Genomic DNA, 15,031 nt, shown 5'->3' on the forward strand with positions numbered 1-15,031 from the left:
CCATCGCGTCCGCCGCTGGCGCGTCACCGGATTCTGTCGCGCACACGCGCCACGCTGCGGGCCAGCCGGCGCACGTTGCCGGCGCGGCGCAGCGCCGCCTTGAGGAAGTCCATCATCAGCGGGCCGCTGTCCAGCACGGTGTCGGCGGCGTCGAAGCCCAGGCCGTGGAATTCGGGGTGCCACTGCACGCCCATGACGAAGCGGTGGCCGGGGTGGCGAATGCCTTCGGGCACCAGGTCGATGGGGCTGCGCGCTTCCAGCACCAGGCCCTGGCCAAGCTGGTCGACGCACTGGTGGTGGATGCTGGTGACGCGCCGCGGCGCGTAGCCGTAGATGTCGGACAGGCGCGAGCCGGGCATGAAGTGCACTTCGTGGATCAGGCGGTCGTAGCGCTCGGTGTCGTTGTGCAGGATGGCGCCGGGCCACTGGGTGGGAATGTCCTGCACCAGCGTGCCGCCGAAGTACACGTTGAGCAGCTGGCAGCCGCGGCAGATGCCCAGCACGGGCTTGTCGGCCTGGATGAAGCCGCGCAGCAGGTCCAGCTCGTATTCGTCGCGGATCGGGTCGTATTCGGCCTTGTCGATCCACGGCGTCTGGCCGTAGGTGGCGGGGCTGATGTCGATGCCGCCCTGCAGCACCAGCCCGTCCAGGTGATCGACCAGGTCGTGGATGGGCGGGCGTTTGCGCAGCGTGGGCCCCTGGTTGTCGATGAACGGAATCATCAGCGCCACCACGCCGTGGCCCATGATCCAGTGCGCCATGTTGCTCTCAAGGTACTGCAGCCGCTTGAGCGGCAGCCCGATACCGGGCGGGGGCTGGTGCAACAGGCGGGCGGAGATGCCGATGCGCAGGGTCATGAGCGGTGTGGGAGATAGCGAAGCTGTCATTGTGACGCGCCTGCCGCCCTTCCACATCAACAGGCCGCGGAGCAGGCCATGTGGGAACGCCATGCCCGGGCTTGCACCGGGCGTTGGCGTTGCCCCCCCCTGAGGGGGGATGGCGCCGAAGGCGACTCAGGGGGCTCTGAATTTCAGTGCGGCCTGCCGGATGACTTCGCCCAGCAGGCGCGCCTGCGCCTGGCGCTCGCGCAGCCAGCGGGCGTCGTTGCGACCTTTCTGCACTTCGGCGCGCAGCAGGGCCAGTGCGCCGCCGGCGTCCAGCGCGCTGGCGTGCGGCGCCAGTTGCTCGAAGGTGGCCAGCAGGTGGTCGCGCAGCGGCATGTGCTGGCCGCTGGCCGGGTCGACATAGACCGCCTCCAGCCCGAAGCGGCAGGCCTGGAAGCGGTTGTAGCTGTAGACGAGGTAGTCGTCCTCGCAGGGGATGAAGGGCCGGTCGTTCTGGAACCACGCCGCCAGCGACTGCACGAAGCCGGCCAGCGCGGCGGCGCGCTGCACCGTCAGCGGGGTGTCGAACACGCGCACTTCGATGGTGCCGTATTCGGGCTTGGGGCGGATGTCCCAGTAGAAGTCCTTCATCGACTTGACCACGCCGGTGCGCGTCATCTTGTCGAAGTAGGTGCCGAACTCGTCCCACGTCAGCACGCAGGGCGCGCGGCCCGACAGCGGAAACGCGAACACCGAGTTGAGCCGCGCCGAGTCGAACGCCGTGTCCTGCCCCTGCACGTAGGGGCTGCTGGCCGCCAGCGCGATGAAGTGCGGGATGTAGCGGCTCATGCAGTGCAGCGTGTAGAGCGCCGTGTCGGCGTCGGGGCAGCCGACGTGCACGTGCTGTCCGAAGATGGTGAACTGCTTGGTCAGGTAGCCGTACAGCTGCGACAGCTGGTGAAAGCGCGGCCGGTCGTAGATGCGCTGCTGGTGCCACTGCTGGAACGGGTGCGTGCCGCCGCCCACCACGGCGATGTTGAGCTTGTCGGCGCATTGCACCAGCGCATCGCGGATCTGCGACAGCTCGGCCAGCGCCTGCTGCCAGCTGCCGCACACGCCGGTCGATATCTCGATCATGCCGGCGGTCATCTCGGGCACCACGCTGCCGGGCAGCTTGTGGCGCGCCATCAGGCGCAGCATGTCGTCGGCGTAGTGCGTCAGGTCGTAGTCGTTGGTGTTGACCAGCTGCAGTTCCAGCTCGACGCCCAGCGTCAGCGGCTGCGAGGGGCCGAAGGCTTCCAGGCTCATGGCGTGCGCCCTCCGTCATCGGTCGTCAGGTCGCCGCGCTGGCGGGACGGCCGTTCTGCCTCGCGCACATGCACCAGCGCGCCGCCCACCAGCACCGCGCCCAGCAGCTCGGTCAGCAGGATCACCGGCAGCGCGATGGCCGCCACCTGCGCGCCCACCGTCGGCGAGGCCACCACGAACTGCGAGGTCAGCAGCAGCGCCACGGCCGACATCGGGAACATCGCCACGCCCACCCACAGCGACTGCCGCAGCGACAGGCTGCTGGCCGGTCCGGTGACCAGCAGCGTCACCACCTTGGCCGCCAGCCGCGTGCCCAGCAGGGCCAGCGCGGCCCAGGTGATGGCGCCGCCCCAGTTGGCCTGCGCCGCCATGGACGACACCAGCACGAACATCAGGATCGTCAGCATCGACGAGGCCGTACCCAGCTGGCGTGGCCACACCCACGGGCGCGGGTGGAACTGCTTGAGCACAATGCCCGCCAGCAGCGTGGCCAGCGGCGCCGAGCCGCCCAGCGACGAGGTCACCGCCGCGCAGGCGCCGATCAGCGCCAGGATGACGATGGCCGTGTCCTGGCTGGTCGGCTGCAGCAGGCGGAAGGCGCCGGCCAGCAGCGCCGCCAGCAGCACGCCCACCAGCAGCGACACGCCCAGCACCGCCGCCGTCGAGGCCAGCGACGCCACCAGACTGGTGTCGCCGCGGGCGATGGTGCGCAGCATGGCGGTGCCCAGCGTCAGCGCGTACAGCGTGTTGAGCGTGGCCAGCGCGATGGCGCGGTCGGTCACCGGGCCGCTGGCGCGCAGGTCGGACACCACCCGCGTCAGCACCGCCGGCGACGCGGCCACCGCCACCATCGACAGCGCGCGCGCCACTGGCAGGTCGACGCCCAGCGCGCGCAGCGCCAGGTACGCGGCGGCAAACGTCAGCGTCGACTCGACCAGGCTTTGCACCAGCACCATCGGGTTGTGGCGGAACCAGCGCAGCGACAGCCGCGCGCCGGCCTCGAACAGCAGGATGGCGATGCCCAGCTCCAGCAGGTACAGGCCCACGCCGCGCAAGGGCCAGGCGGCGCCGGCAAAGCCCACGGTGCCGGCCAGCGCACCCACCACGGCGTAGCCGATCAGCTTGGGCAGGCCGGTGAAATGCTGCACCAGGTGGCCGGTCAGCGCGGCCACGGCCAGCACCAGCGCCCATTCCAGCGTCAGCGGCCCGGGCCCGGCCTGCAGCGCCTCGCTCCAGGGGGCGATCAAGGGGTCAATCAAAACGGGAGAATCCTTTCTGGGGTCGGCGTAAAGGCGACGCTGAATAAGTCGCCGCGGATGCTGGCGCTGTGGTTTGGGATGGGATGCAAGGCGCAAACCGCAGCCATAGCGTGGGCTATGGCGAGGATTTGCAACGCCGCAGACCGCCCAAATCCACAGATGCCGGCGCCGCGAGGGGCTTGTTCCAGCGTTGCCTTAATCCTAACCCGGGCGCTGTGGCGCCCTTTTCAGTGCGCCGCGTCTGCGCATATTTGCTTCCAAAGTAATAGCTGAATGCGCTTGCCAGACAAGCGCTGGCGGTCGATTTAATTAAAAAAACGGCGTGCTGGCGCCCGCCCGCAAGGCTAGGAGTCTGCGCGGTAGAAGGCGTCGAAGCGAAACGCGCGAAAAACGAGGACAGCTTTGGTGTACCGACAAGCCCATAGCCGGGCTATGGGCGCCGGAGGTAGCGCCGCGATGGACCGTTTTCTCGCGCGTTGCAGCCGACGCTCCTTCTGCCGCGCAGACTCCTAGGGCGCCGGGTCGGGCGAGCCCGCGCCGTGCAGGCGCAGCGGCAGCAGGAAGCTGAGCGGCCGGCGCAGCGCGCGCTGGCCCAGCGCGGCGTACAGGCGGCGGCGGTCCAGCGCCGGCACGTTCTGCGCCGTCAGTGCCAGCCGGAAGGCCAGCGTGAAGCTGAACGCCAGGTTCATCAGCCCGGTGATGACGATGCCGCCCGCCGCCCAGGCCAGCGCCGGCTGGTGCAGCGCGCCGGCGCCCAGCTCGTGCACGGCAGCGGCGATCTGGCCCGCCACCAGCGTGACGTGGCGCACGTCGAACGGGATGCCGAAGAAGCGCAGCACCGGCGGCACCAGCCCCAGCATCAGCCCAAGCGAGATGTTGGCCGTCCAGCTGGAGATGTTCTGCCGCCAGTACGCGGCCCAGCGCGCGGCGCGTTCGCGGCCCAGCGCGGCGGTGGCGCGCGGGTGGTGCGCCACCGCCGAATCCAGCCGGTTGAAGACGAACCAGTTCTCGACCCATCCGGCGATCAGGCTGGACGCGAACAGCAGCACGCCGGTGGCGGCGGCGAACAGCGCCGTGGGCCCCAGCACGTTGTGCTGCGCCAGGATGTACTGCGCGTGGAACGGGTCCATGATGCGCTGCGCCCAGCCCAGCCGGTGCAGCCCCATCGACAACAGCACCACCACCGGCATCACCAGGCCCACGTTGCCCAGGATGGCGGCGAACTGCGAGCGCAGCAGGTACACCACCTCGTCGACGAAGCGCTCCACCGCGCCCGGCGTGGCCATGTCCTTCAGCCGCGCGGCCATGGCCGGTGCCGTCATGGCGGGCTGCTTGGTGGCCACCGTCCAGTGCAGCAGCATGATCAGCACGAACGACAGCGCGTAGTTCACGCCCGCCCACCAGCCACCCCAGAACGACGACAGCCCCAGCGCGCCGATGGCCAGCTTGGCCCACGTGGTGCCCGCCAGCAGTGCCCCTCCGCCCGCCGCGCGCGCCAGCATGGCGCCGTATTCGGCCGCGTTGCGGGTGATGTAGTGCTGGCCGGTTTCGGCGTTGCGCTCGGTCACCTTGGCCGCCAGCAGCTCGGTGCTGGACGACCACAGCGCGCGCATGCTGGCACTGTCCTGGCTGACCTTGACCAGGTGCGACAGCAGCTGCGCCGTGGCCTGCGCGGGCGCGTCGGTCTCCAGGCACAGCAGCAGCGCCTTCACGCGCAGGATGCGCTGGCGCAACTGGCGCAGCTGGAATTCGATGTTGACCGAGATGCCATGCTCTTCCAGGTGCGAATACACGCTGGACGCCGCGGCGCGGCAGGCGTCCAGCTGCTCGCGCAGCTGCACCGCGGCGATCTGCGCCGGCGCGCTCAGGCGCCCGTCCTGCAGCACGGCGCGGCGCAGCGTCTCGAAGACGATCGGCAACTCGGCAAACGGGCGCGCCGCCTTGGCTTCGTCGGACATGCGCAGCCGCACGTCGGCCGACTGGCCGGCGGCGCTGATCTGGCTGGTGGCGTAGGCCAGCGCGTCCATCAGCGTGCGCAGCACGTAGTCGGGCACGCGCGAGGGTGTGGCCGTTTCGGCGTGGAACAGGATCACCCGCAGGCGCCGCAGCGTGCGCGCGTCCAGCGCGCGCAGCCAGCGGGCGTCGAAGTCGGTCGGAAACAGCAGCTCGAACAGCTCGCTCAGGTCGGTCGTCTCGGGCGACACCGGCAGCAGCCGGCGGCGCAAGCGGCGCGCCAGCTCGCTCGCCAGCGAACCCTGCGACGAAAAACCCAGGTCGGCCAGCAGCGGCGTGGCGTCCACCGAGGTCAGGAATTCTTCCCACCACAAATGCCACAGCTTCAGGAAGTCGGGTCGCACCTCGGCCGCGTCGATCAGCATGCGCACGCGCGCCACGGCCACGTCGGGGTTGCCGGTGTCGCCGCGCACCCAGTCCAGCAGGCGGATCAGCCACAGGTGCCGCTCGGCCAGCGGCGCCTGCGGATCGATCGCGCGCAGCAGGCCGATCAGGTCCAGCTGGGGCGTGGCCATGTCAGCAGCGCGGCGTGTGGATCAGTGCAGCACCCGCGCGCCGCCGCCACCCGTGCCGCTGGCGTCCAGCACGAACATGGGGATCGGGGCCTCGAAGCGCTCGCCGTCCTCGGCCACGCAGAAATACGTGCCGTGCATGGTGCCTGTGGGCGTGCGCAGGCGCGCGCCGCTGGTGTACTGGAAGGCCTCGCCCGGCTTGAGCAGCGGCTGCTGGCCCACCACGCCCAGGCCCTTGACTTCTTCGACGTGGCCGCGCGCGTCGGTGATCAGCCAGTGCCGCGAAATCAGCTGCGCCGGCACCTCACCCGTGTTGTGCACGGTGATGGTGTAGGCAAAGCCGTACTTCCCGCCCGCCGGATCGGATTGATCGGGCAGGTACTGGGGCTCGACGTCGACGCTGAATTGGTACTTCGGCATGCGGCGATGGTAAATGAGCGCCCGCCACGCCGCCGCTGCGACAATCCACGCCCATGAGCCAACGCACCTACCGCATCGCCCCGTCCATTCTCTCGGCCGACTTCGCGCGGCTGGGCGACGAAGTGAAGCACGTCATCGCCGCCGGCGCCGACTGGATTCACTTCGACGTGATGGACAACCATTACGTGCCCAACCTCACCTTCGGTCCCATGATCTGCCAGGCCATCAAGCCGCACGCCGTGCGCGCCGACGGCACGCCGGTGCCGATGGACGTGCACATGATGGTGCAGCCGGTGGACGCGCTGGCGCAGGCGTTTGCGCAGGCGGGGGCCGACTGCATCAGCTTTCACCCCGACGCCACGCCGCACCCGCACCGCAGCGTGCAGGCCATCCGTGCGGCGGGCGCGCGGCCGGGGCTGGTGTTCAACCCCGCCGCGCCGCTGGATGTGCTGGACTGGCTGATCGACGACATCGACCTGATCCTGATCATGAGCGTCAACCCGGGCTTTGGCGGCCAGTCCTTTATTGATAGCGCCTTGCGCAAGGTGGAGGCGGCGCGGCGGCGCATTGACGCGTCGGGCAAGGACATCCGCCTGGAGGTGGACGGTGGCATCAAGGCGGGCAACATCCGCCAGGTGGCCGATGCCGGCGCCGACACCTTCGTGGCCGGCAGTGCCATCTTCGGCCAGCCGGACTATGCGCGGGTGATCGGCGCCATGCGCGAAGAGCTACAAAAGTAATAGCTGCTTGCGCTTATGCAGCAAGCGCTGGGCGCCGAATCAAGGTTTGAGATAGGCAAACCCCTCGCGCTGCTGTAGCTGCGTGACGCGCGCCACGCCCGAGGGCACGAACTCGGCGTCCATGGTGAACTGGTCCTTCTTCAGGTTGTTGCCGCGCAGCGTGATCTCGCACACCTCGAAGCGCACGCCGCGCGCCTTCAGGGCGCTGACCAGGGCGCCGTAGTCGATGTCGGCGTTCTTCTTGTCCTTGGCGCCTTCCAGCAAGAATTGCACGCCATCGGCGTGCGTGACCACGACGATCTTGGTGGTGGGCGCCACGTCCAGGTGGTTGCGGATGTTGCGCAGCCCCTTGGTGGCCTGCGCCTCGGTGTTGTCTATGTGGTACACCACCTTGTCCTGCGCCCACGCGGTGGCGCTGCAAAAGACGGACATCAGCGCGATGGCGCACAACTGGGTTCGCAGGCTGGGGCGCGGCATGGCAAGTCTCCGGTGAAGGTAAAGCGGCAACGCTATCACAGCGCGCCGGGCGTCGCTGCGCGGGTCGGCGCCCAGAGCCGGCGCCTGGCAGCGCCGTCGCGCGCCCCAAAAACGCGTTGACGCTGCCCCCGGCGCGTGGCTACGATGTCATGAAAATGACATGAAAAAGCCACAATGGCTGGAGGCAAGCGAGATGATGACGCAAGGGGCGCGCCACCCGCGCGAGCGCGGCGCAGCGGCGGCGCAACCAGAAGCCGACGACGCGCAGCCCAGTGCCAAAGGCAAGTCTTCACGCGCCAAAGACGGGCGGCGTGCCGCACGGGCGCACGACGAAGCCACGCCGTCGGGTCACGCAGCGCAGCCGCATGGCGCGTTCGAACGCGCGGCCATTCAGGAGCGTATCTCGGCGCGGCTGGAAGAAATGGCCGAGGCCCTGCGCTACGCCGCCACGCATGGCGCGCCGGGCAAGCGTCAGGCCACCCACATGCTGCGCGAGGCGCTGAACGGCGTGGCGCCCGATGATGCGCGCCTGTTGCGGCACGCGCTCAAGAGCCACCACCCGACAACGGCCGGCGGCAGCGACCCGGACCTTGAACTGCTGCCCGGCGTGGCGCCCGGCAGCTTTCCGTACCGCAATCGCCTGTCGAGCCAGGCCTACGAAGCGCAGAAATACCACCTGCAGATCGAACTGCTGAAGCTGGCGCGCTGGGTCAAGGACAGCGGCGAACGCGTGGTGATCCTGTTCGAAGGGCGCGATGCCGCCGGCAAGGGCGGCACCATCAAGCGCTTCATGGAACACCTGAACCCGCGCGGCGCCCGCGTGGTCGCGCTCGACAAGCCGAGCGAGCTGGAACACGGCCAGTGGTACTTCCAGCGCTATGTGCAGCATCTGCCCACGGCGGGCGAGATCGTGCTGTTCGACCGCAGCTGGTACAACCGCGCCGGCGTCGAGCATGTGCTGGGCTTCTGCACGCCGGAGGAATACGCGCTGTTCATGCACGAGGCGCCGGTGTTCGAGCGCCACCTGGTGGACTGCGGCGTGCACGTCATCAAGTTCTGGTTCTCGGTCAGCCGCGAGGAGCAGCTGCGCCGCTTCCGGCGGCGCGAAAAAGACCCGCTGAAGCAATGGAAGCTGAGCCCGGTCGACCAGGCCTCGAGGGACAAGTGGGACGACTACACGCGCGCCAAGGAGGCGATGTTCGAGGCCACCGACACCTGTTACGCGCCCTGGATCGTCATCAACTCGGACTGCAAGAAGCGCGCGCGGCTGAACGCCATGCGCTACGTGCTGTCCGTGCTGCCGTACGCCGACCGCGATGCGGACAACACGGGCCAGGTCGATCCGCTCATTCTGGGCCGGGCGCGCAGCTTCTACGGCCGCGTCACGGTGCCGGGCACGGCCAAGCGCGCCAAGCCGCACTGACGCCGCGGCGTCAGGCGTTCTCGATCAGGATTTCCTCAATCGTGCGGGCGGCGCGCTTGCAGCCGTCGAGCACCGCCTCCTGCGCAAAGTAAAAGCGCCGCAGCTTCATGGCCTGCCACGCGGCCTGCTCGTCGCCTTCCTGCGCGAACAGGCGCGTCACGCCTTCGCGCATGGCGACGCTGGCACGGGATTCAAGTTCCTCCACCTCGCGGCAGTAGCGCTCGATCTCGGGGCCGCGGTTGCGCTCGCCCAGCGCCAGTACGGCGCGGTTGAGGATCAGGCAGGCATCAGCGGCCAGCGAGGCCATGGCGCGCGCTTCCGGCGTGGAGCGGCTGATGTTGTACATGTGGATGGCATTTGCGACCGTCTGCAAGGCGTCCAGCACGCGGTCCAGGTCGAGGATCAGCGTGTGCAGCTGTTCGCGGCTGATGGGCGTCGTGAACGACTCGTACAACAGCCGAATGAAGTCGGCCTTGATGGTGTCGGCGCTGGTCTCGTTGAGGTTGACTTCTTCGATCATCGAGCCGCGCTGCTCGCTCGGGTTGCCCAGGCTGGTGACCAGCCGCAGCGTGGCGTTGGCGCCGGCCACCAGGCGGTCGGTGTGCGAGCCCAGCAACTGGAAGAAGGTGGCCCGCTTGGGCATGACGTTGTTCAGCATGTGCTTGGCTCCTAGAGGAAGCTGCGGCCGACATACCAGAACAGCGCCGCGATCAGCCCCGAGGCCGGAATGGTCAGCACCCAGGCGATCAGCAGGTTGAAGGTGACCGCCCAGCGCACGGCCTTGACGTCCTGCGCCGTGCCGACGCCCACGATGGAGCCGGTGATGGTGTGGGTGGTCGACACCGGAATGCCCCCCCAGGGTCGCCAGGCCCAGGCTGATGGCCCCGCCCATCGACGCGCAGGAGCCGCTGACGGAGTTCAGCCGCGTGATCTTGCTGCCCATGGTCTTGACGATGCGCCAGCCTCCCAGGTAGGTGCCCCAGGCAATGGCGCCATAGCAGGCGTAGATGACCCAGTGCGGCAGCGTGGAAACCTCGGACGTGGACACGCCGGCGGTGATCAGCAGCAGCCAGATGATGCCGATGGTCTTTTGCGCGTCGTTGCCGCCGTGGCCCAGGCTGTAGGCGCCGGCGGCAAACAACTGGCCGTAGCGGAACAGCCCGCTGACCTGGTGGGGCGTCTTGTTGCGAAACGCCCAGGCCACCAGCACCATCAGCATGCCGCCGATGAAAAAGCCCACCAGCGGCGAGATGACGATGAAGGCCAGGATCTTGCCGAAGCCGCTCCACACGATGGGCGACAGTGCCCCTGCTTTCGCCACGGTGGCGCCCACCAGCCCGCCCACCAGCGCGTGCGAGGACGACGAGGGAATGCCGTAGTACCAGGTGATGATGTTCCACGCCAGCGCCCCCATGAGCGCGCCGAAGATCACGTAGTGGTCGACGAAGGCCGGATCCACCGTGCCCTTGCCAATGGTGGCCGCCACCTTGAGCTGGAACACCCAGATGGCCAGGAAGTTGAACGCGGCGGCAAACAACACCGCCTGCTTGGGCGTGAGCGCGCCTGTGGCGACGATGGTGGAGATAGCGTTGGCGCCGTCGTGGAAGCCGTTCATGAAGTCGAACGCCAGTGCAACGGCGATGAGAAGCCCCAGCACCCAGAGGCTCAAGGTCACGTGATCCATGGTGTGTGCGTCCGGGTTCAGGAGTTGTCGATCAGGATTTCTTCAATCGTCTTGGCCGCGTCCTCACAGCGGTCCAGCACTTCTTCCTGCAGTGCGTAGAACTCGCGCATTCGGATGGCGTTCCAGATCGAGCTGCCTTCGGCAAACAGGCCCGTGATGGCCTTGCGCTGCACGCGGTCGGCCTGCGACTCCATGCCGTCGATTTCCTTGCACAGGTCGCTGGTTTCCTGCTTGCGGTTCTTGTCGCCCAGCGCCACCACGGCGCGATTGAGCTTGGCCGCCGCGTCGGCCGCCAGCGCCGCCATCTCGCGCGCCTCCGGCGTCGATTCCTTGATGTTGTACATGCCCACTGCGTTGGCCACGTCCTGCAATGCGTTCAGCACGTTGTCCAGCTCGATGGTCAGCGTGTGGATCTGGTCGCGGTTGATCGGCGTGGTGAACGAGCGGTGCAGCAAGGTGATGAGTTCGGCCTTGATCTTGTCGGCGCTCTGCTCGTTCATGTTGACTTCGGCCACCAGGACGGGAATGTCCTCGGTGCCGGCGCCCAGACCGTTGAGCAGGCGCAAGGTGGCGTTGGCGCCAGCGACCACGCGGTCGGAGTGCGCCGCCAGCAGTTCAAAGAACTCCTTGCGCTGGGGCATCAGGCTGCTGAACATGGGGGCTCCTGGGTGGGTGTATTGAAAGATCGCTCAGACCATCTTGACGACGATGTCGTGCAAGGTGCTGGCGCAATGGGCCATGCGCTCGGCGGCGTTGGTCAGGTGGCGGTAGATCTCGCGCTTCTTGAACATCTGGATGTAGTTGTCGCCCTGGAACAGGTCGGCCAGCGCCACGCGGTACAGCTTCTCGACCTGGCGCGTGGCCTTGCGCGCGCCCTCGGCGTCCAGCGCGGCATCGCCCGTGTTGTGGCCCAGCTTGCTGAAGCCGTTGCGCAGCGCGGTGGCGCCGATCAGCAGCTGCTTCGACATCTCCAGCGTGTGGCCATCGGGCTGCAGGGTCAGCGCGTCCATCTCGTTGACGGTGTCCTTGCAGAAGTTGACGATGTCGTCCAGGTTGACGATGGCGCGGTAAATGTCCTCGCGGTCGATCGGCGTCGAGAACGCCTCGTTCAGCGTGTGGATGTTGGCCACCTTCACCTGGTCGGCGGCGTGCTCGTCGTTGTGGATCTCGGCGCTGATGTCGGCGCGGCCGGTTTCCATGAAGCGCACCAGCAGCTCCACGGTACGTTCCACGGCACGCGACTGCGCGGCCAGCAGGCCGAAGAAATCGGGCGCGGTGGGCAGCACGCGGTCGAACAGCCGCGCCAGCAGGGAGTTGCCTTGGTTGTGGGCCATGCGGTGCTTGCTCCTAGAGACTCTTGTAGACGTTGCCCGCCGCCAGCGAAAGCGCGTAGAACAGCATGCCCATCAGCGCGCCGGCGGGAATGGTGACGACCCAGGTGGTGGCGATCTCGCCGGCCTTGGACCAGCGCACCGCCTTGGGCCGCTCGGCATAACCGATGCCCATGATCGACGTGGCCACCACGTGCGTGGTGGAGACCGGCGCGCCCATGGCCGACGCGCCCAGGATCACCATGGCCGAGGTCAGCTGTGAATCCAGCGCGTGCAGCGGGCGCACCTTGTAGATGGCAAAGCCCAGCGTGCGCACGATGCGCCAGCCACCCGACAGGATGCCCAGCGTGATGGCGGTGGCGCAGGCCAGCATGACCCAGAACGGCACTTTGAACTCGTGGATGAAGCCGCCCAGCAGCAGCACCAGCGTGAGGATGCCCATGCTTTTCTGCGCATCGTTGGCGCCGTGCGAAAACGCCAGCCCGGCTGCCGTGATGAACTGTGCGCGGCGCAGGTCGCGCGCCACCCTGGGCCGCGCCCCGGCCAGCAGGCGCGACATCAGCTTGTGCACCGCAAACGCCACCCAGAAGCCCAGCAGCGGCGACACGATCAGCGCCAGCAGCACCTTGGTCACGCCCGCCACGTGGCCGTGCGCAAGTTCACCCACCCCCCCACACCACGCGGTCCATGCCGGCCGACACCACCACGGCGCCGATCAGCCCGCCCACCAGCGCGTGCGACGACGACGAGGGAATGCCCTTCCACCAGGTGATCAGGTTCCAGGTGATGGCGCCCAGCAGCCCGCACAGCAGGATGGTGAGCGCGGCGGTCGGCGCAATGCCGTCCAGGCGCACGAAGCCACCGATGGTGTTGGCCACCGCCGTGCCGCCCAGCAGCGGGCCGAGGAATTCGAAGAAGCCCACTACCAGGACTGCCTGCGCAGGCGTCATCGCGCGCGAGGCGATCACGGTGGCGACGATGTTGGCGGCGTCGTGAAAGCCGTTGGTGTAATCGAAGATCAGCACCACGGCCACGGCAGCCACGGCCAGGGCGAGCAAGGCGGTCAAGGGGAATCCATCTCCTGGCCCGCACGCTGACATCGCGCCGTAGCCGATTTGTTATGGTGACGTCACAGAAACGTCATGGATGAATCCTGCGCCTTCGCGCGCGCGATGAATTGACGTACATCAAAATCATGGGGGAGCGCGCCGGCTGTCGGCGCCACGCCCTGGACGAATCGGTAAACCCATGTCTTTAAACCCATGTGAACGCGGCGCCGTGCCCCCCGAGGCTGTGGCGCGCGAGCCACTGCGCGGCGTGCGCGCGTGCATGATCGATCTCGACGGCACGCTGGTCGATACGCTGGGCGATTTCGAGGCCGCGCTGGCCGGCATGCTGGCCGCGCTGGGGCGCCCGCCGGTCACCCGCGCGCAGATCGAGCGGCTGGTCGGCAAGGGCTCCGAGCACCTGATCCGCTCGGTGCTGGCGCTGACGCAGCCTGCGTCGGATGCTATGAATAGCGAAGCGGACGAGGCGCTGCAGCAGGCGGCCTGGCAGCATTACCAAAGCGCCTACCTGCGCATCAACGGCCAGCACAGCCACGTCTACCCCGGCGTGGTCGAAGGGCTGCGCGCGCTGCGCGCCGCCGGGCTGCCGCTGGCCTGCCTGACCAACAAGCCGCTGGACTTTGCCCGCCCGCTGCTGGCGGCCAAGGGGCTGGACGGATTCTTCGACCACGTGTTCGGCGGCGACAGCTTCGCCCGCAAGAAGCCCGACCCGCTGCCCCTGCTCGAAACCTGCCGCGCGCTGGGCACCGTGCCTGCGCAGACGCTGATGGTGGGCGATTCGCAGAACGATGCCGCCGCTGCGCGCGCCGCCGGTTGCCCGGTGGCGCTGATGACCTACGGCTACAACCACGGCGAGCCGATCACGGCCGTAGACGCCGACGCGCACCTGGACACGCTGGCCGCGCTGGCGGCAGGGTTGCCGGCGGTGGGCCAGAATCGCGCCTCCAAGGAGAGTTGACCCCGTGAGCGCGTTACACGAACTGCTGCGGCGCGCCGTTGCGCAACCCGACACGCTGCACTGGCAAAGCTGGGCCGCGCTGGCGCCTGGCCCGTCGCTGGTGGTGATGGGCGCCGTGCACGGCAACGAGGTGTGCGGCGCACACGCCATCGTGCGCGCCATCGACGCGCTGGCGCAGGGCCGGCTGCAATTGCTGCGCGGGCGGCTGACGCTGGTGCCGGTGGCCAACCCGCTCGCCTTTGCGCAGAACACGCGCGAGGGCGAACGCAACCTCAACCGCCGCTTCCTGCCCCAGCCCGCCCCGCAGGACTACGAAGACCGCATCACCCACCAGCTGGCGCCGCTGCTGGCGCAGCACGACGTGCTGCTGGACCTGCATTCGTTTCACACGCCGGGCGAGCCCTTCGCCATGGTCGGGCCGCGCAACAACAGCGGCGCGCGCGAGCCCTTTGCCCGCGCCGCCGAAGAGATGGCGCTGGCGCGCGCGCTGGGCGCGCCGCAGGTGGTTGAAGGCTGGCTGGAGGTGTACGACCGCGCGGCGCTGGCGCGCGGCGCGGTGCCCGACGACGACGGCATCGGCACCAACGAATACATGCGCAGCCAGGGCGGCTACGCCGTCACGCTGGAATGCGGTCAGCACGAAGACCCGGCGGCCATCGACGTGGCCGAGCACGCCTTGCACGGCGCGCTGGCGCTGCTGGGCATGGCCCAGGTGCCCGCGCCGGCGCGCTTTGACGGCCCCGCGGCCCGACTGGACGACGTGGTGCTGCGCCAGTCGCCCGACGACCGGCTGGTGCGCGACTGGCACAGCTTCGACACCGTGCAGGCGGGCGATGTGGTCGGCGTGCGCGCCGACGGCACGCCCGTGCGCGCGGCGCGCGACGGCTGCGTGCTGTTCCCGCACCCGGAAGCCGACGTGGGGCAGGAGTGGTTCTACCTGGCGGTGCCGGAGCAGGCCTGAGGCCTGTGCCCGCTCGGCACTTCAAGGATCGTCATGGCCGCGTGCCTGCATCCG

General features: G+C 68.6%; 15 protein-coding genes and 1 pseudogene. 4 read left to right on the forward strand and 12 right to left on the reverse strand.

Annotated elements, in window-relative coordinates; translation table 11 throughout:
* Nucleotides 1–23: 23 nt before the first annotated feature.
* From R0D99_RS01720 to apaG, 5 genes are all read right to left on the reverse strand, one after another.
* Nucleotides 24–857: a gamma-glutamyl-gamma-aminobutyrate hydrolase family protein gene (locus R0D99_RS01720; RefSeq protein ID WP_317749699.1), complete on the reverse strand. Its 834-nt coding sequence runs from the start codon at nt 855–857 to the stop codon at nt 24–26.
* 156 nt (nt 858–1,013) lie between these two features.
* The gene (locus R0D99_RS01725; RefSeq protein ID WP_317749700.1) at nt 1,014–2,132 is read right to left on the reverse strand and encodes a YbdK family carboxylate-amine ligase; all 1,119 of its coding nucleotides are present in this window, start codon (nt 2,130–2,132) and stop codon (nt 1,014–1,016) included.
* Nucleotides 2,129–3,388: a cation:proton antiporter gene (locus tag R0D99_RS01730; protein WP_416366012.1), complete on the reverse strand. Its 1,260-nt coding sequence runs from the start codon at nt 3,386–3,388 to the stop codon at nt 2,129–2,131. Before R0D99_RS01730 ends, R0D99_RS01725 begins: the two co-directional genes overlap by 4 nt.
* A 512-nt stretch (nt 3,389–3,900) precedes the next feature.
* Nucleotides 3,901–5,919, reverse strand: coding sequence for a recombinase (locus R0D99_RS01735; RefSeq protein WP_317749702.1), 2,019 nt, complete (start codon nt 5,917–5,919; stop codon nt 3,901–3,903).
* A 21-nt stretch (nt 5,920–5,940) separates the two neighbouring features.
* Nucleotides 5,941–6,336 (reverse strand): Co2+/Mg2+ efflux protein ApaG, encoded by a 396-nt coding sequence (gene apaG, locus R0D99_RS01740; RefSeq protein WP_317749703.1) that lies wholly within the window; start codon nt 6,334–6,336, stop codon nt 5,941–5,943.
* A 53-nt stretch (nt 6,337–6,389) separates the two neighbouring features.
* On the opposite strand from apaG, the gene rpe reads away from it, so the two are divergent.
* The gene (gene rpe, locus R0D99_RS01745; RefSeq protein WP_317749704.1) at nt 6,390–7,076 is read left to right on the forward strand and encodes a ribulose-phosphate 3-epimerase; all 687 of its coding nucleotides are present in this window, start codon (nt 6,390–6,392) and stop codon (nt 7,074–7,076) included.
* A 39-nt stretch (nt 7,077–7,115) separates the two neighbouring features.
* On the opposite strand, the gene R0D99_RS01750 is transcribed toward rpe, so the two are convergent.
* Nucleotides 7,116–7,553 (reverse strand): DsrE family protein, encoded by a 438-nt coding sequence (locus tag R0D99_RS01750; RefSeq protein ID WP_416365956.1) that lies wholly within the window; start codon nt 7,551–7,553, stop codon nt 7,116–7,118.
* A gap of 160 nt (nt 7,554–7,713) precedes the next feature.
* Between R0D99_RS01750 and ppk2 the strand changes: the two genes are divergently transcribed.
* On the forward strand, nt 7,714–8,976 hold the full coding sequence (gene ppk2 / locus R0D99_RS01755) for a polyphosphate kinase 2 (RefSeq protein ID WP_317749705.1): 1,263 nt from the start codon (nt 7,714–7,716) through the stop codon (nt 8,974–8,976).
* A gap of 10 nt (nt 8,977–8,986) precedes the next feature.
* On the opposite strand, the gene R0D99_RS01760 is transcribed toward ppk2, so the two are convergent.
* The 6 genes and pseudogenes from R0D99_RS01760 to R0D99_RS01785 form a co-directional block, all read right to left on the reverse strand.
* The gene (locus R0D99_RS01760; protein WP_317749706.1) at nt 8,987–9,634 is read right to left on the reverse strand and encodes a DUF47 domain-containing protein; all 648 of its coding nucleotides are present in this window, start codon (nt 9,632–9,634) and stop codon (nt 8,987–8,989) included.
* Between the two features lie 11 nt (nt 9,635–9,645).
* A pseudogene (locus R0D99_RS01765) lies at nt 9,646–10,660 on the reverse strand (inorganic phosphate transporter).
* 17 nt (nt 10,661–10,677) lie between these two features.
* Entirely contained in the window at nt 10,678–11,316 is a 639-nt protein-coding gene (locus tag R0D99_RS01770; protein WP_317749707.1) for a DUF47 domain-containing protein, read from the reverse strand.
* 33 nt (nt 11,317–11,349) lie between these two features.
* Nucleotides 11,350–11,994: a DUF47 domain-containing protein gene (locus R0D99_RS01775; RefSeq protein WP_317749708.1), complete on the reverse strand. Its 645-nt coding sequence runs from the start codon at nt 11,992–11,994 to the stop codon at nt 11,350–11,352.
* 13 nt (nt 11,995–12,007) lie between these two features.
* Nucleotides 12,008–12,658 carry an inorganic phosphate transporter gene (locus R0D99_RS01780; RefSeq protein ID WP_317749709.1) on the reverse strand — a complete coding sequence of 217 codons (651 nt, stop codon included), beginning with the start codon at nt 12,656–12,658 and terminating at the stop codon, nt 12,008–12,010.
* Nucleotides 12,651–13,058: an inorganic phosphate transporter gene (locus R0D99_RS01785; protein ID WP_317749710.1), complete on the reverse strand. Its 408-nt coding sequence runs from the start codon at nt 13,056–13,058 to the stop codon at nt 12,651–12,653. The genes R0D99_RS01780 and R0D99_RS01785 overlap by 8 nt, the downstream gene beginning before the upstream one ends.
* A gap of 262 nt (nt 13,059–13,320) precedes the next feature.
* Between R0D99_RS01785 and R0D99_RS01790 the strand changes: the two genes are divergently transcribed.
* Together R0D99_RS01790 and R0D99_RS01795 are read left to right on the forward strand one after the other, a co-directional pair.
* A complete protein-coding gene (locus tag R0D99_RS01790; RefSeq protein WP_317751179.1) occupies nt 13,321–14,016 on the forward strand; it encodes a phosphoglycolate phosphatase in 696 nt (231 codons plus the stop codon).
* A gap of 4 nt (nt 14,017–14,020) precedes the next feature.
* Nucleotides 14,021–14,977 (forward strand): succinylglutamate desuccinylase/aspartoacylase family protein, encoded by a 957-nt coding sequence (locus R0D99_RS01795; RefSeq protein WP_416365957.1) that lies wholly within the window; start codon nt 14,021–14,023, stop codon nt 14,975–14,977.
* Nucleotides 14,978–15,031 lie beyond the last annotated feature (54 nt).

This window comes from Ottowia sp. SB7-C50 (genome assembly GCF_033110285.1).
Classification (GTDB): Bacteria; Pseudomonadota; Gammaproteobacteria; order Burkholderiales; family Burkholderiaceae_C; genus Ottowia.